22 protein-coding genes and 1 tRNA gene are annotated in these 18,216 nt (G+C 54.8%); 8 read left to right on the forward strand and 15 right to left on the reverse strand.

Features of this window, described 5'->3' with window-relative positions; genetic code table 11:
• Positions 1-4: 4 nt before the first annotated feature.
• Genes HVZ39_RS03305 through HVZ39_RS03320 form a run of 4 tightly spaced genes read left to right on the forward strand, consistent with a single transcriptional unit; the run spans position 5 to position 1,410 of the window.
• Positions 5-481, forward strand: coding sequence for a RadC family protein (locus HVZ39_RS03305; RefSeq protein ID WP_000811693.1), 477 nt, complete (start codon positions 5-7; stop codon positions 479-481).
• Positions 482-489: 8 nt separating this feature from the next.
• Positions 490-711, forward strand: a complete 222-nt coding sequence (locus HVZ39_RS03310) for a DUF987 domain-containing protein (protein WP_001548171.1) — start codon at positions 490-492, stop codon at positions 709-711.
• A gap of 19 nt (positions 712-730) precedes the next feature.
• Positions 731-1,048 carry a type IV toxin-antitoxin system YeeU family antitoxin gene (locus tag HVZ39_RS03315; protein WP_006812013.1) on the forward strand — a complete coding sequence of 106 codons (318 nt, stop codon included), beginning with the start codon at positions 731-733 and terminating at the stop codon, positions 1,046-1,048.
• A gap of 20 nt (positions 1,049-1,068) precedes the next feature.
• Positions 1,069-1,410 carry a TA system toxin CbtA family protein gene (locus HVZ39_RS03320; RefSeq protein ID WP_006812012.1) on the forward strand — a complete coding sequence of 114 codons (342 nt, stop codon included), beginning with the start codon at positions 1,069-1,071 and terminating at the stop codon, positions 1,408-1,410.
• Positions 1,411-1,571: 161 nt separating this feature from the next.
• Here the strand turns inward: HVZ39_RS03320 and HVZ39_RS03325 are convergent.
• Positions 1,572-1,647: transfer RNA gene (locus HVZ39_RS03325), tRNA-Ile, on the reverse strand.
• Positions 1,648-1,772: 125 nt separating this feature from the next.
• On the opposite strand from HVZ39_RS03325, the gene mug reads away from it, so the two are divergent.
• Positions 1,773-2,279, forward strand: a complete 507-nt coding sequence (gene mug / locus HVZ39_RS03330) for a G/U mismatch-specific DNA glycosylase (protein ID WP_181633221.1) — start codon at positions 1,773-1,775, stop codon at positions 2,277-2,279.
• Between the two features lie 45 nt (positions 2,280-2,324).
• Here mug and rpoD read toward each other — a convergent pair whose 3' ends face one another.
• The 3 genes from rpoD to rpsU all read right to left on the reverse strand — a co-directional run bounded on the left by rpoD (position 2,325) and on the right by rpsU (position 6,535).
• Positions 2,325-4,169, reverse strand: a complete 1,845-nt coding sequence (rpoD, locus tag HVZ39_RS03335; protein ID WP_016154549.1) for an RNA polymerase sigma factor RpoD — start codon at positions 4,167-4,169, stop codon at positions 2,325-2,327.
• A 164-nt stretch (positions 4,170-4,333) separates the two neighbouring features.
• The gene (gene dnaG, locus HVZ39_RS03340; protein ID WP_181633222.1) at positions 4,334-6,079 is read right to left on the reverse strand and encodes a DNA primase; all 1,746 of its coding nucleotides are present in this window, start codon (positions 6,077-6,079) and stop codon (positions 4,334-4,336) included.
• A 240-nt stretch (positions 6,080-6,319) separates the two neighbouring features.
• Positions 6,320-6,535 carry a 30S ribosomal protein S21 gene (gene rpsU / locus HVZ39_RS03345; RefSeq protein WP_001144069.1) on the reverse strand — a complete coding sequence of 72 codons (216 nt, stop codon included), beginning with the start codon at positions 6,533-6,535 and terminating at the stop codon, positions 6,320-6,322.
• A gap of 235 nt (positions 6,536-6,770) precedes the next feature.
• Between rpsU and tsaD the strand changes: the two genes are divergently transcribed.
• The gene (gene tsaD / locus HVZ39_RS03350; protein WP_181633223.1) at positions 6,771-7,784 is read left to right on the forward strand and encodes a tRNA (adenosine(37)-N6)-threonylcarbamoyltransferase complex transferase subunit TsaD; all 1,014 of its coding nucleotides are present in this window, start codon (positions 6,771-6,773) and stop codon (positions 7,782-7,784) included.
• Between the two features lie 48 nt (positions 7,785-7,832).
• Here the strand turns inward: tsaD and ureG are convergent, their stop codons facing one another.
• The 10 genes from ureG to ttdA all read right to left on the reverse strand — a co-directional run bounded on the left by ureG (position 7,833) and on the right by ttdA (position 15,908).
• The gene (gene ureG, locus HVZ39_RS03355) at positions 7,833-8,450 is read right to left on the reverse strand and encodes an urease accessory protein UreG (protein ID WP_016154547.1); all 618 of its coding nucleotides are present in this window, start codon (positions 8,448-8,450) and stop codon (positions 7,833-7,835) included.
• Positions 8,451-8,459: 9 nt separating this feature from the next.
• On the reverse strand, positions 8,460-9,131 hold the full coding sequence (locus HVZ39_RS03360) for an urease accessory protein UreF (RefSeq protein WP_181633224.1): 672 nt from the start codon (positions 9,129-9,131) through the stop codon (positions 8,460-8,462).
• Positions 9,131-9,589: an urease accessory protein UreE gene (gene ureE / locus HVZ39_RS03365; protein ID WP_016157501.1), complete on the reverse strand. Its 459-nt coding sequence runs from the start codon at positions 9,587-9,589 to the stop codon at positions 9,131-9,133. The genes HVZ39_RS03360 and ureE overlap by 1 nt, the downstream gene beginning before the upstream one ends.
• Positions 9,590-9,598: 9 nt before the next feature.
• Positions 9,599-11,302 carry an urease subunit alpha gene (gene ureC / locus HVZ39_RS03370; protein ID WP_181633678.1) on the reverse strand — a complete coding sequence of 568 codons (1,704 nt, stop codon included), beginning with the start codon at positions 11,300-11,302 and terminating at the stop codon, positions 9,599-9,601.
• Positions 11,295-11,615, reverse strand: coding sequence for an urease subunit beta (locus HVZ39_RS03375; protein WP_016154543.1), 321 nt, complete (start codon positions 11,613-11,615; stop codon positions 11,295-11,297). Before HVZ39_RS03375 ends, ureC begins: the two co-directional genes overlap by 8 nt.
• 9 nt (positions 11,616-11,624) lie before the next feature.
• Positions 11,625-11,927 (reverse strand): urease subunit gamma, encoded by a 303-nt coding sequence (locus HVZ39_RS03380; protein WP_181633225.1) that lies wholly within the window; start codon positions 11,925-11,927, stop codon positions 11,625-11,627.
• A gap of 10 nt (positions 11,928-11,937) precedes the next feature.
• Positions 11,938-12,762: an urease accessory protein UreD gene (locus tag HVZ39_RS03385; protein ID WP_220137873.1), complete on the reverse strand. Its 825-nt coding sequence runs from the start codon at positions 12,760-12,762 to the stop codon at positions 11,938-11,940.
• A gap of 123 nt (positions 12,763-12,885) precedes the next feature.
• Complete coding sequence (locus tag HVZ39_RS03390; protein ID WP_049283285.1) at positions 12,886-14,349, reverse strand: anion permease; 1,464 nt, start codon at positions 14,347-14,349, stop codon at positions 12,886-12,888.
• A gap of 48 nt (positions 14,350-14,397) precedes the next feature.
• The gene (gene ttdB / locus HVZ39_RS03395) at positions 14,398-15,003 is read right to left on the reverse strand and encodes a L(+)-tartrate dehydratase subunit beta (protein WP_016154539.1); all 606 of its coding nucleotides are present in this window, start codon (positions 15,001-15,003) and stop codon (positions 14,398-14,400) included.
• Positions 15,000-15,908, reverse strand: coding sequence for a L(+)-tartrate dehydratase subunit alpha (gene ttdA, locus HVZ39_RS03400; RefSeq protein ID WP_047358656.1), 909 nt, complete (start codon positions 15,906-15,908; stop codon positions 15,000-15,002). Before ttdA ends, ttdB begins: the two co-directional genes overlap by 4 nt.
• Before the next feature lie 212 nt (positions 15,909-16,120).
• On the opposite strand from ttdA, the gene HVZ39_RS03405 reads away from it, so the two are divergent.
• Positions 16,121-17,062 carry a LysR family transcriptional regulator gene (locus HVZ39_RS03405; RefSeq protein WP_016154537.1) on the forward strand — a complete coding sequence of 314 codons (942 nt, stop codon included), beginning with the start codon at positions 16,121-16,123 and terminating at the stop codon, positions 17,060-17,062.
• A gap of 31 nt (positions 17,063-17,093) precedes the next feature.
• Here the strand turns inward: HVZ39_RS03405 and plsY are convergent, their stop codons facing one another.
• On the reverse strand, positions 17,094-17,711 hold the full coding sequence (gene plsY / locus HVZ39_RS03410; protein ID WP_016154536.1) for a glycerol-3-phosphate 1-O-acyltransferase PlsY: 618 nt from the start codon (positions 17,709-17,711) through the stop codon (positions 17,094-17,096).
• A 106-nt stretch (positions 17,712-17,817) separates the two neighbouring features.
• Here plsY and folB point away from each other — a divergent pair, with 106 nt between their 5' ends.
• Positions 17,818-18,186, forward strand: coding sequence for a bifunctional dihydroneopterin aldolase/7,8-dihydroneopterin epimerase (gene folB / locus HVZ39_RS03415; RefSeq protein ID WP_003828442.1), 369 nt, complete (start codon positions 17,818-17,820; stop codon positions 18,184-18,186).
• The last annotated feature ends 30 nt before the right edge of the window (positions 18,187-18,216 follow it).

Genomic DNA, 18,216 nt, shown 5'->3' on the forward strand with positions numbered 1-18,216 from the left:
ACAGATGAAACAGCTTTCCTTTTTACCCGGCGAGATGACGCCACAGGACCGGCGTCTCATTCAGCGGGCGCTCAGGGCTCTGGACCGCCACCTGCATGAGCCCGGCGTAGCCTTCACCTCTACCCACGCCGTACGTGAATGGCTGCGACTGCATATGGCCGCGCTTGAGCGGGAAGAGTTCCGGGTGTTGTATCTGGACAACCAGAATCAGTTGATTGCCCATGAAACGCTCTTCACCGGCACGATTAACCGCACCGAGGTGCATCCCCGGGAGGTGGTCAAACGTGCTCTGCACTTCAACGCGGCGGCGGTGATACTCGCGCATAACCATCCTTCCGGCGAGACGACACCTAGCCAGGCCGACAAAACCCTCACGCAGCGACTGGTTCAGGTGCTTCAGCTGGTGGATATCCGCGTCCCTGACCACCTGATTGTCGGTGGCAGGCAAATCTATTCGTTCGCAGAACACGGTCTGTTGTGAGGTATGACATGAAAATTATCAGTAAACGCCGGGCAATGACGATATACCGCCAGCATCCTGAGTCCCGGATCTTTCGCTACTGCAGTGGAAAATATCAGTGGCACGGTAGCGTCTGCCATTACACCGGCAGGGATGTGCCGGATATCACAGGAGTCCTCGCGGTATACGCCGAACGCCGCCAGGACCGTAACGGGCCTTATGCCTGCCTAATGAGTATTACCCTGAACTGACAATAAAAGGAGAGCCGCCATGACCCACATCAACTGGGGCCTACAGCGGGCTATCACGCCGCGCCTGGGAGCCCGTCTGGTGCAGGAGGGTAACCGACTGCACTATCTGGCTGACAGGGCCAGCATCACCGGCAGGTTCAGTGACACCGAATGCCGGAAGCTGGATGAAACATGCCCGCACTTTATCCGCCAGATGGAGTCGATGCTAACCACCGGTGAACTCAGTCCCCAACACGCCCACTGCGTCACCCTGTACCACAACGGTTTCACCTGCGAAGCCGATACTCTTGGCAGTTGCGGCTACGTATACATCGCCATTTACCCCACTCAGAGTTAATTACCTTCACGAGAGTAAACATGAAAACTTTACCTGCAACAACTCAGCGGGCGGCGAAGCCCTGCCTAGCACCCGTGGCTGTCTGGCAAATGCTACTGACCCGCCTGCTGAAACAGCACTATGGTCTCACCCTCAACGACACACCGTTCAGTGAGGAACGTGTTATACAGGAACATATCGATGCCGGAATCACGCTGGCTGATGCCGTGAATTTTCTGGTGGAAAAATACGAACTGGTGCGTATCGACAGGAAGGGATTTAACTGGCAGGAACAATCCCCTTATCTCCGGGCTGTAGACATTCTGCGAGCACGGCAGGCAACTGGCTTGTTGCGGCAAAGCCGTAAAAATTCGGTACGGTGAATATTACAGGCAGTGCTACTGGCTTTCATCACTATCCGGGGATGCTGGCAGCGAGATGAAGAGGGCAGGGTAGCAATTCCTTACCTGACCCATTACCTGACCCAAATTGCATCCAAAGAAAAAGGAGTTAGACGATTTCTCATCTAACTCCTTGTTTTATCTGGTGGCCCCTGTTGGGTTTGAACCAACGACCAAGCGATTATGAGTCGCCTGCTCTAACCACTGAGCTAAGGGGCCGTGGCGGTGGATTATAAAGTAACTCCGCGTTGCAATCCAGACATAAGCGTACGGATGCTGTTTTTATAAACAATGTATTTTCAGTCCGTTATACTTGTTCCTCTGATGTATTGATGGGAGTAATTATGGTTAAGGACATACTGGCGCCGGGGCTGCGGGTGGTGTTTTGCGGCATCAATCCGGGGTTGTCTTCCGCAGGTACAGGATTCCCCTTTGCACATCCCGCTAATCGCTTCTGGAAGGTCATCCATCAGGCGGGATTTACCGATCGCCAGCTCAAACCCGAAGAGGCACAACACCTGCTGGACTTCCGTTGCGGCGTGACTAAATTTGTCGACAGACCGACGGTGCAAGCCAATGAAGTGAAGTTACAGGAGATGCGCAACGGCGGTCGTAAGCTCATTGAGAAAATAGAAGAGTATCAGCCCGCCGCACTCGCAATCCTTGGGAAGCAGGCATTTGAGCAGGGTCTCAGCCAGCGTGGGGCGCAGTGGGGAAAACAAACGCTGACTATTGGCGCGACGCAAATATGGGTTTTGCCGAATCCCAGCGGGTTAAGCCGGATTACGCTGGATAAACTGGTGGGGGCGTATCGGGAAGTGAATGACGCCCTGGCCAGGCGGGGACTATAAAGAAAAACGCCACCTTGCGGTGGCGTTTATGCTTATGCGGCGAGATTAATCGTCGAGGAAGCTACGCAGCACTTCAGAGCGGCTCGGGTGGCGCAGTTTACGCAGCGCTTTCGCTTCGATCTGACGGATACGTTCGCGGGTAACGTCGAACTGTTTACCGACTTCTTCCAGCGTGTGGTCGGTATTCATATCGATACCGAAACGCATACGCAGAACTTTCGCTTCACGGGCGGTCAGACCAGCCAGAACGTCGTGCGTTGCGGCACGCAGGCTCTCGGTGGTAGCAGAATCCAGCGGCAGCTCGAGGGTGGTATCCTCGATGAAATCACCCAGATGCGAATCTTCATCGTCGCCGATCGGCGTTTCCATGGAGATAGGCTCTTTAGCGATCTTCAGCACTTTACGGATCTTGTCTTCCGGCATCAGCATGCGTTCAGCCAGCTCTTCCGGCGTCGGCTCGCGGCCCATCTCTTGCAGCATCTGACGGGAGATACGGTTGAGCTTGTTGATGGTCTCAATCATATGTACCGGGATACGGATGGTACGTGCCTGATCCGCGATCGAGCGGGTGATCGCCTGACGGATCCACCAGGTTGCATAGGTAGAGAACTTGTAACCACGACGGTATTCAAACTTATCAACCGCTTTCATCAGACCGATGTTACCTTCCTGAATCAAATCCAGGAACTGCAGACCACGGTTGGTGTATTTCTTGGCGATAGAGATAACCAGACGCAAGTTCGCTTCAACCATCTCTTTTTTCGCACGGCGGGCTTTCGCTTCACCGATGGACATGCGACGGTTGATGTCTTTAACCTGCTCGATGGTCAGGCCGGTTTCTTCTTCAATCTGCTGCAGTTTCTGCAGTCCGCGGTGAACGTCATCTGCCACGTCGTGCAGTTTTTCAGACCACGGTTTGTTCATCGCGATTGCCGCGTTGAACCAGGTTTCGCTGGTTTCGTTGCCAGTGAACAGGGTGATGAAGTTTTTCTTCGGCATTTTGCACTGCTCAACGCAGAGCTTCATGATCAGACGTTCCTGAGTACGCACGCGGTCCATCATGACGCGCATGCTGTTTACCAGGTAGTCGAACTGCTTCGGCACCAGGCGGAACTGTTTGAACACTTCAGACAGCTTCTGAATTTCTTCCTGCGCGGCAGCATGGCTGCGGCCTTTCGCTTTGATGGTGTCGCGAGTGATTTCGTACTGAGTACGCAGTTCACCGAATTTTTCACGCGCTAATTCAGGGTCGATGCTGTTGTCGTCATCGCTGCTGTCGTCGTCATCTTCTTCATCTTCGTCTGCATCGTCATCCATCTCTTCCTGAGAGAGTTCAGAACCGACGTGTGTCGCCGTTGGCGCCATGTCTTCTTCCGCGTTCGGATCGACAAAGCCGGTGATCAGATCGGAAAGACGCGCTTCTTCAGCTTCTACACGATCGTATTGCTCAAGCAAGTAGGTGATGGCTTCCGGGTATTCGGCAACGGAGCATTGAACCTGGTTAATCCCGTCTTCGATGCGTTTAGCGATGTCGATTTCGCCTTCACGGGTTAACAGTTCAACGGTACCCATTTCACGCATGTACATGCGGACCGGGTCAGTTGTACGACCGATTTCGGACTCAACGCTGGACAGAACCTGGGCAGCCGCTTCTTCCGCGTCTTCATCGGTGCTGTTGGAGGTTTCAGCAAGCAGCAGATCATCGGCATCAGGTGCTTCTTCCATCACCTGAATACCCATGTCATTGATCATTTGGATGATGTCTTCGATTTGATCTGAATCGACGATATCTTCCGGCAGATGGTCATTGACCTCGGCATAGGTCAGATAGCCTTGCTCCTTACCACGTTGGACAAGTAGCTTCAGCTGTGACTGCGGGTTTTGCTCCATAAGACGGTATCCACACTTAATTCGTTTGATTGGTGTTGGGCGGTAAAACCGCCAACGGCAAAACGAGGGCATACTTATATTTTGCCGCTGCCTCTCCGTGCGGCTGTCGGGGGCTTCCCGAGCGATATTCGGCAGTTAAGCCGTTAAATACTTTTGTCTTTCTGTTATTTCTTGGCCAGTTCCTGGTTCAGCGTCCAGAGTTCCCGGCGTTCTTCGCTGCTTAAACCGTGTGTGCGCTCACGAGCTATCAACTCTTCCTGGCGCAGCTCAAGCATCGAATCAAACATATGGTTGAGTGAGTCGGTGAAGGTTTTTTCTGCGATATCTTTATCTGCTATATCGTCCCACATCGACAGTTTTTCAAGGGTCACAGCATCATTTGTGCCACGATAGTGTTCTAAAAGTTGTCCGGTGGTCAGACCTGGCTGAGCCAGACAAGTGTTGACCAGTTCTCTGAATAAGCCAAGTCCAGGCAGTTTATTGCTATCCAGTGCGCCTAACGGCGGAACCAGCGGGGCGAGACCCGGGTTCTGTACCAGCAACCCTATAAGTATACGCATGGTCGTACGTTTTAGCTGTGGAACAGGGCGGGAAGCCCCATTTTCTGCCAGTTTTGGCATTAAACGTTCAAGCTGGCTGTCATCCAGAATGCCGAGCTTGTTTCCCAACTCCTGTCGCAGATAAATGCGCAACGTTTCGCCTGGTACCTGAGTAATCAGCGGTAATGCCAGCGTGCTGAGCTGTGCGCGTCCGTCTGGGGTACTCAAATCCACCTGTGGCATCAGGCTGTTAAATAAAAACGCGGAGAGTGGCAGCGCCTGCTCCATCCGGGCTTCAAAGGCCTCTTTCCCTTCTTTACGCACCAGCGTATCGGGGTCTTCGCCGTCAGGTAAAAACATAAAGCGTAGCTGGCGTCCGTCTGTCATATAGGGCAGTGCGGTTTCCAGCGCGCGCCATGCTGCGTCGCGTCCGGCACGGTCACCGTCGTAACAGCAAATTACGTTGTTCGTCGCGCGGAACAACAACTGGATGTGATCGGCGGTGGTTGACGTCCCAAGGGATGCCACAGCGTAGTTAATGCCGTATTGCGCCAGCGCCACCACATCCATATAGCCTTCTACCACTAACAGGCGCTGCGGATCGGCGTTATCCTGCTGGGCTTCATAAAGGCCATACAGCTGGCGACCTTTATGGAAAATATCGGTTTCCGGGGAGTTGAGATACTTCGGCAGGGCATCGCCCAGCACGCGTCCACCAAAACCAATGACTCGACCACGTTTGTCGCGGATGGGGAACATCACCCGTTCGCGGAAGCGATCGTAACTGCGTCCCTGATCGTTGGTGACCAACATTCCCGCATCGACCAGCGATTTACGATTCTCAGCATTGCCGCCAAACCGTTTCAGGACGTTGTCCCAGCCGGGGGGCGCAAAACCAATAGCAAAACGGGTGATAACGTCGCTACTTAATCCTCGCTTTTCCAGGTACTGGCGCGCGGGGGTAGCGGCGGGTTGCATCAAAGACTGTTGATAAAAAGTGTTCAGGCCGTCCATCAATTGATAAAGGCTTTGCCGTTGATGGCGCTCTATCTGACTAGGGCCACTGCCTGCTTCATAGGGCACTTCAAGGTTGTGCATTGCGGCCAGTTCTTCGACGGTTTCCACAAACTCGAGCTTGTCGTAGTTCATGAGAAAGTCGACGGCGTTGCCATGTGCGCCACACCCAAAGCAGTGATAAAACTGTTTCTCACCGTTTACGGTGAAAGAGGGGGTTTTTTCGTTATGGAACGGACAGCACGCGTGATAATTTTTGCCCTGCTTCTTCAGCTTTACCCGCGCGTCGATGAGATCGACAATGTCGGTTCTTGCCAGCAGGTCATTTATAAATACGCGTGGAATTCGTCCAGCCATATGCCCCGTTTATTTTTTTATGACTTATATACACAAAATCATTCAAGATGCATCAAGACGGCAAGGGAGCGAATCCTCAGGAGCGTACATCAGTACGTGACTGGAGGGAACGACTGCAGCCAACGCAGAGGCAGCTTGAATGATGACGCGTATAAACGAAAACAAGCCGCGCATTCCTTCCGGAAGCACGGCCTTACAACTACAACTCTGTCTGAATTGAGAGCCTTGGCTCTCAATGGATTAGTACAGACGAGTACGGCGTGCGTTTTCGCGAGCCAGTTTCTTCGCGTGACGTTTCACAGCAGAAGCTTTAGCGCGCTTACGTTCAGTAGTCGGTTTTTCATAGAACTCACGACGACGAACTTCCGCCAGAACACCTGCTTTTTCGCATGAACGCTTGAAGCGACGCAGTGCTACGTCGAACGGCTCGTTTTCACGTACTTTAATTACCGGCATGTAACTCTCACCTTTATAAATTCGGTTTGCCGCTGGCATCAACGCCAGCTTATTTCAAAATGGTGCGGAATTTTACTGCAATTGCTGCTGCTTTGTAAAGCACCGACGCGATTTTGAAAGGGACTTTTATAAGGATAAGGAGTATACACGAGCGGAACTCCTGGGGCGAACAAAGTTTTACATCAACCCGCATTGGTCCTACACTGCGCGGTAATAGAGCGAGGTAAAACAAGTCATGCGTGTACTGGGTATTGAAACATCCTGCGATGAAACCGGCATCGCCATTTACGACGATGAAAAAGGTCTTTTAGCCAACCAATTGTATAGTCAGGTGAAATTACACGCTGACTACGGCGGCGTAGTGCCAGAACTGGCCTCGCGCGATCACGTACGTAAAACCGTACCGCTGATCCAGGCCGCGCTGAAAGAAGCGGGACTGACGGCAAAAGAGATTGATGCGGTGGCGTATACCGCAGGTCCTGGTCTGGTTGGCGCGCTGCTGGTCGGCGCAACCGTAGGACGTTCTCTGGCGTTCGCCTGGGGCGTACCGGCAATTCCTGTGCACCATATGGAAGGGCATCTGCTGGCGCCGATGCTGGAAGATAATCCCCCTGCTTACCCATTCGTTGCGCTGCTGGTTTCCGGCGGTCACACACAGCTGATTAGCGTCACCGGTATTGGGCAGTATGAATTATTGGGTGAATCGATAGATGATGCCGCTGGTGAAGCGTTCGATAAAACGGCCAAACTGCTGGGGCTGGATTATCCTGGCGGCCCAATGCTGTCAAAGCTTGCATCGCAAGGCGTTGAAAAACGCTTTGTCTTCCCGCGCCCGATGACCGACCGTCCGGGTCTGGATTTCAGCTTCTCCGGCCTGAAAACTTTCGCCGCGAATACCATTCGTAATAACGAAAATGACGATCAGACGCGTGCAGATATCGCCCGTGCGTTTGAAGATGCTGTGGTTGATACGCTGATGATCAAGTGTAAACGCGCGCTGGATCAAACCGGTTTTAAACGTCTGGTAATGGCGGGGGGCGTGAGCGCTAACCGTACGCTGCGCGCAAAACTGGCCGAGATGATGCAAAAGCGTCGTGGCGAAGTGTTTTACGCGCGTCCGGAATTTTGCACCGATAACGGGGCGATGATCGCCTACGCGGGCATGGTGCGTTTTAAAGCGGGTGCAACGGCGGATCTTGGCGTGACCGTGCGTCCTCGCTGGCCGCTGGCGGAATTACCGGCGGCATAAGCACATAATATTGTAGGCCCGGTAAGCGTAGCGCCACCGGGCAATACTCTACTCCCGCAGCATCCCTTTCTCTTCCAGAAACGCGATAATTTTTTCCAGACCCTCTCCGGATTTTAAATTACTAAACGTCCACGGACGCTCGCCGCGCATGCGTAGGGTATCGCGCTCCATCACCTCCAGCGAGGCGCCCACGTAAGGGGCCAGATCGGTTTTATTGATCACCAGAAAATCAGATTTGGTGATCCCCGGGCCACCCTTACGCGGGATCTTCTCACCTTCGGCAACGTCGATCACATAGATCGTCAGATCCGCTAATTCCGGGCTGAAGGTGGCGCTCAGGTTATCGCCGCCGCTTTCCACAAAAATCAGATCCAGATTGCCGAATTTCTCGCTCAGCGCCTCTACGGCGGCCAGATTCATCGACGCATCTTCACGTATAGCGGTATGCGGGCAACCGCCGGTTTCCACGCCGACGATCCTGTCTGGCTCCAGTGCGCCAGCCTCGGTGAGAATGCGCTGATCTTCTTTGGTATAGATATCGTTGGTCACCACCGCCAGTTGATAGCTGCTGCGCATGGATTTGCATAACGCTTCCAGCAGCGCCGTTTTGCCGGAGCCAACCGGGCCGCCAACGCCCACGCGCAGGGGATGCTTGTTGTTACTCATTTTTTCTCCTCAGGAGCGGAATAATCGGGAATATTGGGTTTCATGCCGGGCAGATGCGATGGCCGCCAACGGGGTTGCGGAGCCGAGGCTGGCGTCAGGACACGCCAGCGCCTGTGCCAGACCTTGCGCATACCGATTGCAGAACGCAATGATCAAACGCTGGGCCGCCTGCTGCCCAAAAGGGACCAGTTTGACGCCAGCCATCACTGCGCTCTCAATCCAGCTGTAGCCGAGGCTTAACGCCAGCTCGGTCAGGGGGATTTTCCAGCGCACACCCAGCCAGGCCATACCGCAGAGTTGGCTGTCGACAAAGAGCGCGCGCCACTCCCGCGAGCAATCTGCTTCCCAGTCGGTGACCAGCCGCGTAAACGCCGCGCCCCGACTGCGTTCTTCATCCCGTAGTTCGCGGGTTTCCCGACAGGCCAACAGGTAAGCGATCCAGCGGCGTGCTGCAGCGAGATCGTCCTGCTCGCAGGCGCGATACAGTCTCGCCAGTAGCGGTAGGTCGACGGTAAAGAAGTTCTGCTCCATCTGCTGGATTTGCCAGTCAGAGAAGTCATCGGCGCTTTTCACCCAGCCGATTTCAACCGCCCACTCCAGACCCTGGGACCAGGTAAACGACCCCACCGGGAGAGCGCTGCTGGCGAGTTGCATCAGACGCAGCTGTTGGATGTTATGCATCAGTGCGCATGGGCGTGATGATGCCCGTGTGATTCACTGGCATAAGCGCCTGCTTCCGGTTCAAACGGTAGTTGAGCAAACGTCACCTCCAGGCTGAACTGGCGCAACATGGCGTCCAGCACATGATCGTGATGGTAGCGCAACTCATCCGGCAGAATTTGCAGCGGAACGTGGCGATTGCCGAGGTGATAACAGGCTTTGGCGAGCAGGAAAGGATCGGCGCAGCGCACCACGGAAACCGACTCCGGCGCGGCGATCACTTCGATCACCTCGCTGCCATCTTCGGTGGTCAGCAGATCACCACTGCGTAACAGCAAACCGCGCGGAAGCATTAGCCCGGCTTCGCGACCGTCGTTCAGCGTCACTCTGGCACGGCTTTTTACTCGAATATCAATGGGTAGCGTGACGCTTGCGGTGACGCGGTGGGCGTGGTCAAGGCGTTGGGTTAGGTAGATCATCGTCACTCCTCAAAACAGGAAATAGCGTTGCGCCATCGGCAAAACGTCTGCCGGTTCGCTGGTGATAAGTTCGCCATCAATGCGCACCTCATAAGTCTGAGCATCGACGGTGATATTGGGTTGCAGGCCGTTGTGGATCATGTTGGCCTTTTTCACCGTCCGACAGCCTTTGACGACGGCGATGGCGCTTTGCAAATTGAGCTGCTGCGGGATGTTTTGCGCGTTAGCGGCCTGCGAAATAAAGGTCAGCCGAGTACGATGCCGCGCCGCGCCAAGTGCGCCGAACATCATGCGGTAATGCACCGGCTGCGGGGTGGGGATCGAGGCGTTGATATCGCCCATCGGCGCACAGGCGATCATCCCGCCCTTTACGATCGTCGCTGGTTTTACGCCAAAAAAGGCTGGGGACCACAGCACCAGATCGGCCAGTTTGCCAGGCTCAACGGAGCCAACTTCGTGGGCGATGCCGTGGGTTAGCGCCGGGTTGATGGTGTATTTGGCGACGTAGCGTTTAACGCGCTGGTTGTCGTTGTCGCCTGTTTCTTCCGCCAGCGGACCACGCTGAACCTTCATGCGGTGCGCCACCTGCCAGGTGCGCAGGATCACTTCGCCCACGCGCCCCATCGCCTGTGAATCGGACGAGGTCAGGGAAAACGCGCCAATGTCATGCAGCACATCTTCGGCAGCGATCGTTTCCCGGCGAATGCGTGATTCGGCAAAGGCCACGTCTTCGGCGATATCCGGATCGAGGTGGTGGCAAACCATCAGCATGTCGAGATGCTCGTCGATGGTGTTGACGGTATAGGGCAGCGTCGGGTTAGTGGAGGAGGGCAGAATATTCGGATGCGCGCAGGCGGTGATGATATCTGGCGCATGGCCGCCGCCCGCGCCTTCGGTGTGGAAGGTATGAATGGTGCGATCGCCAATCGCCGCCAGCGTATCTTCAACGAAACCGGACTCATTGAGCGTATCGCTGTGCAGCGCCACCTGGATATCCATCTCCTCTGCTACTTCCAGGGAACAGTTGATGGCGGCTGGCGTAGCGCCCCAATCTTCATGGATTTTCAGACCAATGGCGCCCGCGGTGATTTGCTCGCGCAGGGCGTCAGGGTTTGAGCCGTTGCCTTTACCCAGCAAACCGATGTTAACCGGCAAGGCGTCTGCCGCCTGCAGCATGCGCGCAATGTACCACGGACCCGGCGTGCAGGTGGTGGCGTTAGTTCCTGCTGCCGGGCCGGTGCCGCCGCCGATCATCGTCGTTACGCCGGAAACCAGCGCCTCCTGTGCCTGCTGTGGGCAGATCCAGTGAATATGCGTATCCACGCCGCCCGCGGTGACGATCTTGCCTTCCCCGGCGATGACTTCAGTTCCCACGCCTATCGGGATCGTGACGTCGGGCTGAATATCGGGATTACCCGCTTTGCCGATGGCGAAGATCCTGGCGTCCTTGATGCCGATATCCGCTTTCACGATCCCCCAGTGATCGACGATCAGGGCGTTGGTTATCACCAGATCCACACACGCTTGCGCGCGCATTTGTCCCTGACCCATGCCGTCGCGGATCACTTTCCCGCCGCCGAATTTGACCTCTTCGCCGTAGGTGGTGAAGTCTTTTTCCACCTCAATCCACAGGTCGGTATCAGCCAGACGTACCTTATCGCCGGTGGTTGGGCCAAACATGTCGGCGTACGCCTGCCGTGAAATTTCACTCATCATTTGCCTCCAGTGCGCCCATCACTTCGCTGCGAAAACCCACGATCCTTTGTGCGCCAGCGACGCGCACCAGTTCGACTTCGCGTTTTTGTCCCGGCTCAAAACGTACCGCCGTGCCCGCAGGAATGTTTAGACGAAAGCCGCGTGCAGCCCGCCTGTCAAAGCGCAGCGCCGGGTTCACCTCGGAAAAGTGATAGTGCGATCCCACCTGGATGGGTCTGTCGCCATGGTTTTCCACCACGATCGTACAGGTTTCCCGCCCCTGATTGAGCGCGATATTGCCTTTGGCTATCTGATATTCACCAGGGATCATTGCCGCTCCTTAAACGATCGGGTTGTGGACGGTGACCAGCTTTGATCCGTCCGGAAACGTCGCTTCAACCTGAATATCAGGGATCATCTCCGGTACGCCTTCCATCACCTGATCGCGGTGCAGGATGTGACGCCCGTCTTCCATCAGCGAGGCCACGGTTTGACCATCGCGTGCCCCTTCCATGATGAAAGCGCTAATTAGCGCCACCGATTCCGGATAGTTCAGCTTCAGCCCGCGGGCCAGGCGACGTTCTGCCACCAGCGCGGCGGTAAACAGCAACAGCTTGTCTTTTTCTCTGGGGGTTAGTTCCATACGGGGTCTCTTAGGTTTGCCAGATTCGCGGTAGTACGGGTGGTTTGTGTGTCAAAAGCGGGCGCAGAAATTGCCAAATGCCACGCATAACGCGCTGAACAATCAGGTTGTCGTCGGCAAGAAAGCGGATCGTCAGCAGTGAGTCGTTAAGCGTTGCCCCGGCGTAATCGCCAAGCGGCGTCAGCCGCTCGCGCGTGCCTTCCAGCATGTTTTCAGTGGCCGGATAACACAGCAACGTGCCGACCCAGGGATGGTGCGCGACGCCGCTCAGCTCCCCCTTCTGCAACTGCAAGCGCTCTATCAGCAGCGGCTGCCCATTTCGCCACACTTCCAGACGGTTTTGCAGCGAGCCGTGGTTGAAGGACTCCTGCATAACTGGTCGCCCGAGGCACAGCAGATCCCAGGCCAGCAGTCGACTCTCCGACGCGATGTGAAAGACGGACTGGATAGTGGCGTTGGCGCCAGGAAAGAGGATCGTATCCTGGGGGAGCCACTCCAGCGTGGCGTGCGGCGCGAGCGTGAAATGTTGGCGCAGCAACGCCTGCGGCCCACCGCTGCGATAAAACTTTCCCGCGCCGGGCTGGGTGATTAACGCATGGCTGTTTTCGTTGAGAGTTACGGCAATGTGTAGTTCATCCCCGCCGACGATCCCCGCGGGTGGATGAAGCAAATAGAGGTGGCAGACGTCCTCTTCCGGGTAAAACGGACGCTGAACCGTCAATGGACCATGATGACGCGCCGAGGCGAGCACCGTGTTGTGCCCAGTGCGGGTGAAATGCAGATCCAGTTCGGCCTGCCAGCCCCGTGTGAGTGTCTCGTGCGCAACCGTGTCCAGAGCGTTTCCCTTATCAGCATGAGGGTGTTTGCATACAAAAAAGTATGCCTCAGCGCATCGGGAAATCGATCATATGAGAAGCTTATGGATAAAGGGGCGACAATATGCCGCCCCAATGGGGTTTTACAGTAAAACGAGGGGCATCCAGACCAGACCGGTAATCACCAGCAGCACAAGGAAAATCAGGCCAAAAATAGCACCGAGTCGCCAGTAATCCACCGTAGGCAAATAGCCGCTGCCGTAGTAGATAGGGCTAGGACCGGTGGCATACGGGGTCAGAATGCTGCCGAGACCAATGGCTGCGCCGACCATCAGGCAGAAGACCGGAAGTGGAATTTCCGGCATTGCCAGTGCGGCGGCAATCATCATCGGCGCCAGGGCGGAGGTATACGCCGTGGCGCTGGCAAAGAAGTAGCGCAGCAAATAGAACACCACAATGAGCGCCACCATCACCATCATCGGCGAATAACCGCTCAACCCGTTTGCCAGCAGCTTGCCGAACCAGGTAATAAAACCGGTGTTATTGAGCCCGGTCGCCAGCGTTATCAGCGAGGCCAGCCAGAAAAAGACGTTCCACGCGGCTTTATTACTGACGATGTCATCCCAGCTAATGATGCGCAGTACCAGCATCAACGCCACTACGCTGTATCCGACCATCGCGGCGTCAATGTAATCGCCGCCGAAGATCCACAGCACCAGTGCGCCGACCATCAGCACCAACATCTTTTTCTCGCGTGCGCAGAGCGGTCCCATTGCTTTTAGCTCTGTATCCGCCCAGCGCGGAACCTGATCGCCGGATTTCAGTACCGGTGGATACAACACGTACGCCAGCCAGGGCACAATCAGCACCAGTAAAATACTCAGCGGCAGCATGCCTAAGAACCAGTCGCCCCAGCTCAGCGCCGTGTGGGACGCGCCTTTCATCAGGCCTATTAACAGCAGGTTCGGCGCCATCGCCGTTAAGAAAATGGCGCTGGTGACGCAGTCGGCGACAATGCCCATCCACATAATGTACGAGCCAATGGAGCGAGAACTGGCGCTATTGGGCTGCGAGTTATACAGCGGCGGCAGGTTGCGGATAATCGGGTAGATTATTCCGGCCCCGCGCGCGGAGTTGGACGGCGTGACGGGAGCGAGGATAAGTTCAGAGAACATCACCGCATAGCCAAGAAATAGCGTCCGGTGCCCCATCTTCTTCACCAGCATCAGCGCGATACGCCGACCGAGCCCGGTTTTCTCATAGCCGGTACCAAACATAAAGGCCGCGAAGATAAGCCAGATTACCGAGTTTGAAAAACCTGATACCGCCCATGACAGCGATTTGGCGGTAAATTTAAAACCGTCCTGCGCGAGTTGCTCCGGGCTGAACAGCAGCCACGGTGAAAGGACGGCGATGATCGAAATGCCAATCATCGCTACCACCGCGCCCGGTACAGGTTCCAGAATAAGCCCCACAATCACACCGGTAAAAACGGCAAAATAGAGCCAGGTGTGGCTCTCAAGACCGTTGGGGACGGGCAGTACAGCAATAATGGCGATGACCACCAGCGGAGCCAGGTATCGCCACCAACCAGCTAAAGGTGCCATTGTTGTATCCCTACGAAAAGGGAGAGGCGCAGCGCCTCTCCGGGAGGGTTATTTGATGTAGTGCACGTGCTCGCAGATTTCATCGACGATAGGATCGCGACGTTCAGCGAACAGCTTTTTGTTTTCGGCGATCAGGTTATTGCCGTGGGTATCGATGGAAACGATCAGCGGGCCGAACTCTTTTACCCGACATACCCACAGGGACTCCGGCATGCCAAGTTCGGTCCAGTGTACCTCTTCGATCTCTTCGACCTGGGTTGCCGCCACGACCGCACAGCCTGCCGGGAAGATTACGTGCAGCGCTTTAAACTGCTTGCAGCCTGCTTCCGTTAGCGGTCCCATGCCGCCCTTGCCGACCACCAGTTTGACGCCCGTCTGCTCGATAAAGTCTTTCTCAAACGCTTCCATACGCATGCTGGTGGTTGGGCCAACGGAGACCATCTCCCATTTTTCACCGTTCTTACGTACGATGGGCCCCGCGTGGAAAATGGCTTTGCCGTTCAGGTCATAAGGAATCGGGCGCTTCAGTTCGATCAGGCGGCGGTGACACACGTCACGACAGGTCACCAGCGTACCGGTCAGGTAGATGACATCGCCAACGCGAATGTCGGCCAGATCTTCGGCTTTGATCGGGGTTGTGAGGATCTTTTTCATAACGCGCTCCGGGTGTGAGACAGGTTTTCGAAGGAGAGGTCAGCATGAACCAACAGCGTGCCGCGACGGTGTGCCCAGCAGCCGGTAGAAACGGCAACGCCGATAGTCGACGGATGGCGTGCGGCGGATTCGATATGCACGCCCATCACCGAGCTATTCCCGGTCAACCCTTGCGGGCCAATGCCCAGACGGTTCAGCCCTTCTTCCAGACGCAGTTCCAGTTCGGCCGCTTTTGGATTCGGATGACGTGATCCGATAGGACGTAGCACCGCTTTACGAGAAAGGACGGCGGCGGTTTCCACGGAGGTGGCAATACCTACGCCCACCAGCACCGGCGGGCAAGCGTTGACTGCCAACGTGGAGATATTTTCGAAGACAAATTTCACCACGCCCTCGTAGCCTTCAGAAGGCATTAACACTTTTGAACGTCCCGGCAGCGTACAACCGCCGCCTGCCATGTAGACTTCGATTTCCGCGTCGTCGTTATCAGGGATGATGTCCCAGGTGACCCACGGCACACCGGTACCGGTATTTTTGCCGGTATTCACTTCGTCAAAAATCTCGACCGCGTTATGGCGCAGCGGCGCTTTTACCGTGGCGTCTTCAACGGCCTGTTTCAGGATGCTTTGCAGTTCGCCCAGCAGCGGAAAACGGGAGCCGACCTTCACAAAGAACATAATCTCGCCGGTGTCCTGACAGGCCGGACGGTTCAGGTCGATAGCTTTCTGCATGTTGTCAAACATGGTGTGGTAGATGATTTTACCCATCGGCGAAGTTTCGCCTTCACGCAGCTGTGTTAATTTATCTACGACGTCGTCAGGCATGCGGGTAGAAATCATGGCGGTAAAATCGGCGACAATGTTTGTCAGCGTAGTTATCGCATTTTGGTTATTTTGATTGCTCATCTTGTTAACTCCAGTTCTTTTATTTATCTGGAAATAAATTCTCCGCCACAAACTACCACTAAAAATGTGGTTTTATATTATTTGCCACTGTGAATATCCAATTAACAGATCGTGAATGATGTTCAGATAAGCAATAAAAATTGCGCAAAGGCAGGGTTTAATACGCATGAGGGAATTACACTGCGGTTAACAACTTTACGGATATACCGATCATGCTGAACACGTATCCCCTCGCGAAAGACCTGCAGGTCCTGGTTGAAATTGTTCATAGCGGCAGTTTCAGTGCCGCCGCCGCGGCGCTCGGCCAAACGCCCGCGTTTGTGACGAAACGCATTCAGATCCTTGAGTCCACGCTGGGGACGACGCTGCTAAGCCGCTCCGCGCGCGGCGTGACACTCACGGAGAGTGGTCAACGTTGTTATGAACATGCGCAGGCTATTCTTGCGGGCTATCAGCATCTGGTCGATGACGTCACGCAACTCAAAACACGCCCGGCAGGGATGATTCGTATCGGCTGTAGCTTTGGCTTTGGGCGCAGTTATATTGCACCGGCTATTACCGAACTGATGCATAGCTATCCTGAATTACAGGTGCATTTTGAACTTTATGATCGGCAAATTGATTTGGCACAGGATAATATCGATTTGGATATTCGTATTAATGACGAGATTCCGGATTATTATATTGCGCATTTGTTAACGAAAAATAGAAGAATATTATGTGCAGCGCCGACGTATTTACAAAAATACGGTGAGCCGACAACGCTGCAGGAATTAAGTCGTCATGATTGCCTGGTCACTAAAGAACGCGATATGACCCACGGGGTGTGGGAGCTGGATAACGGCCAGGAGAAAAAGTCGGTCAAGGTGGCGGGACATCTTTCCTCTAACAGCGGCGAGATTGTGTTGCAGTGGGCGCTACAGGGAAAAGGGATTATGCTGCGTTCCGAATGGGACCTGCAGCCGTTTCTGGCAAGCGGTGAACTGGTGCGCGTGCTGCCGGACTATGCGCAAAGCGCCAATATCTGGGCGGTTTATCAGGAGCCGCTGTATCGCAGCGTGAAGCTTCGGGTGTGCGTGGAGTTTCTGGCGACGTGGTGCCAGCACCGATTAGGCAAACCGGTAGAGGGGTATCACATTCCCCACGCCGGATAAGACGCTGTTGCGTCGCTATCCGACATTAAAATCACTCTGGGTCTCTTTCGCGTTTTTTCTTCAGCTTGGTCCAGATCTTTGGCTCCTGACGACGCCACAGACGCTGAATGTTGTCATGGTGGCGTAACAGAATTAAGCACGACAGCATGGACACCGGGAAAGTGAACTGGGGATTGAACCACCAGACGTAAAAGGGGGCGATCAGCGCGCTGACGATAGCGCCTAGTGATGAATAGCCGCTTAATAAGACGGTCAGCAGCCAGGTTCCGGCCATCACGCCGGTTAAATCCCAACCAATCGGCGCAATTGCGCCAAAGGCGGTGGCAACGCCTTTCCCACCTTTAAAGCCGAAGAAGACCGGCCAAATGTGACCCAGACAGGCGGCGATCGCGATCAATCCCAGCCAGAAGGGGCTAATGCCTAGCGCATAGGCACCCCAGACGGGTAACATACCTTTCAGGACGTCGAAAATCAGCACCGCGACGGCGGCTCCTTTGCCACCGATGCGCAATACGTTTGTCGCGCCCGGATTCCCAGATCCGCTGTCACGCGGGTCCGGTAATCCAGCAAGGCGGCATACCAGAATAGCACTGGAAATTGAGCCACAGAGGTACGCGAAGATAATCATTCCAGGCGCGATTGCACTCATAAGCTGTTCCGTTTTGAAAATGTCGTGTAAAACGCTACTTCTGTGGATAATACGCATATTTCGCCGGAAGTGGTATCCGGGTTAGCCAAAAAGCAGGCAGGTCGTGATGGATATTGTATTTATAGAGCAACTTTCTGTAATCACCACTATTGGTGTTTACGACTGGGAACAAACGATCGAACAACAGTTGGTGTTCGATATCGAAATGGCGTGGGACAACCGTAAATCGGCTAAAAGCGATGATGTGGCTGATTGCCTGAGCTATGCTGATATTGCTCAAACGGTTGTTAATCATGTGGAAGGCGGGCGCTTTGCGCTGGTCGAACGCGTGGCGGAAGAAGTGGCGGATCTGCTGCTTAGCCGTTTTAATTCTCCATGGGTGCGGATCAAACTCAGTAAACCTGGCGCGGTAGCCCGTGCGGCGAACGTCGGGGTTATCATTGAGCGTGGCAATAATCTGAAAGAAAATAATTAAAATAATAATATCTAAACCAAACGGGTATAA

The sequence above is a fragment of the Citrobacter sp. RHB35-C21 genome (assembly GCF_013816515.1).
Taxonomy (GTDB): domain Bacteria; phylum Pseudomonadota; class Gammaproteobacteria; order Enterobacterales; family Enterobacteriaceae; genus Citrobacter; species Citrobacter braakii.

Excerpts from the sequence above, each read along its gene's own strand:
- HVZ39_RS03305 (WP_000811693.1), top strand. The coding sequence starts at position 5 with ATGAAACAGCTTTCCTTTTTACCCGGCGAGATGACGCCACAGGACCGG.
- HVZ39_RS03310 (WP_001548171.1), top strand. The coding sequence starts at position 490 with ATGAAAATTATCAGTAAACGCCGGGCAATGACGATATACCGCCAGCAT.
- HVZ39_RS03315 (WP_006812013.1), top strand. The coding sequence starts at position 731 with ATGACCCACATCAACTGGGGCCTACAGCGGGCTATCACGCCGCGCCTG.
- HVZ39_RS03320 (WP_006812012.1), top strand. The coding sequence starts at position 1,069 with ATGAAAACTTTACCTGCAACAACTCAGCGGGCGGCGAAGCCCTGCCTA.
- mug (WP_181633221.1), top strand. The coding sequence starts at position 1,773 with ATGGTTAAGGACATACTGGCGCCGGGGCTGCGGGTGGTGTTTTGCGGC.
- rpoD (WP_016154549.1), bottom strand. The coding sequence starts at position 4,169 with ATGGAGCAAAACCCGCAGTCACAGCTGAAGCTACTTGTCCAACGTGGT.
- dnaG (WP_181633222.1), bottom strand. The coding sequence starts at position 6,079 with ATGGCTGGACGAATTCCACGCGTATTTATAAATGACCTGCTGGCAAGA.
- rpsU (WP_001144069.1), bottom strand. The coding sequence starts at position 6,535 with ATGCCGGTAATTAAAGTACGTGAAAACGAGCCGTTCGACGTAGCACTG.
- tsaD (WP_181633223.1), top strand. The coding sequence starts at position 6,771 with ATGCGTGTACTGGGTATTGAAACATCCTGCGATGAAACCGGCATCGCC.
- ureG (WP_016154547.1), bottom strand. The coding sequence starts at position 8,450 with ATGAGTAACAACAAGCATCCCCTGCGCGTGGGCGTTGGCGGCCCGGTT.
- HVZ39_RS03360 (WP_181633224.1), bottom strand. The coding sequence starts at position 9,131 with ATGCATAACATCCAACAGCTGCGTCTGATGCAACTCGCCAGCAGCGCT.
- ureE (WP_016157501.1), bottom strand. The coding sequence starts at position 9,589 with ATGATCTACCTAACCCAACGCCTTGACCACGCCCACCGCGTCACCGCA.
- ureC (WP_181633678.1), bottom strand. The coding sequence starts at position 11,302 with ATGAGTGAAATTTCACGGCAGGCGTACGCCGACATGTTTGGCCCAACC.
- HVZ39_RS03375 (WP_016154543.1), bottom strand. The coding sequence starts at position 11,615 with ATGATCCCTGGTGAATATCAGATAGCCAAAGGCAATATCGCGCTCAAT.
- HVZ39_RS03380 (WP_181633225.1), bottom strand. The coding sequence starts at position 11,927 with ATGGAACTAACCCCCAGAGAAAAAGACAAGCTGTTGCTGTTTACCGCC.
- HVZ39_RS03390 (WP_049283285.1), bottom strand. The coding sequence starts at position 14,349 with ATGGCACCTTTAGCTGGTTGGTGGCGATACCTGGCTCCGCTGGTGGTC.
- ttdB (WP_016154539.1), bottom strand. The coding sequence starts at position 15,003 with ATGAAAAAGATCCTCACAACCCCGATCAAAGCCGAAGATCTGGCCGAC.
- ttdA (WP_047358656.1), bottom strand. The coding sequence starts at position 15,908 with ATGAGCAATCAAAATAACCAAAATGCGATAACTACGCTGACAAACATT.
- HVZ39_RS03405 (WP_016154537.1), top strand. The coding sequence starts at position 16,121 with ATGCTGAACACGTATCCCCTCGCGAAAGACCTGCAGGTCCTGGTTGAA.
- plsY (WP_016154536.1), bottom strand. The coding sequence starts at position 17,711 with ATGAGTGCAATCGCGCCTGGAATGATTATCTTCGCGTACCTCTGTGGC.
- folB (WP_003828442.1), top strand. The coding sequence starts at position 17,818 with ATGGATATTGTATTTATAGAGCAACTTTCTGTAATCACCACTATTGGT.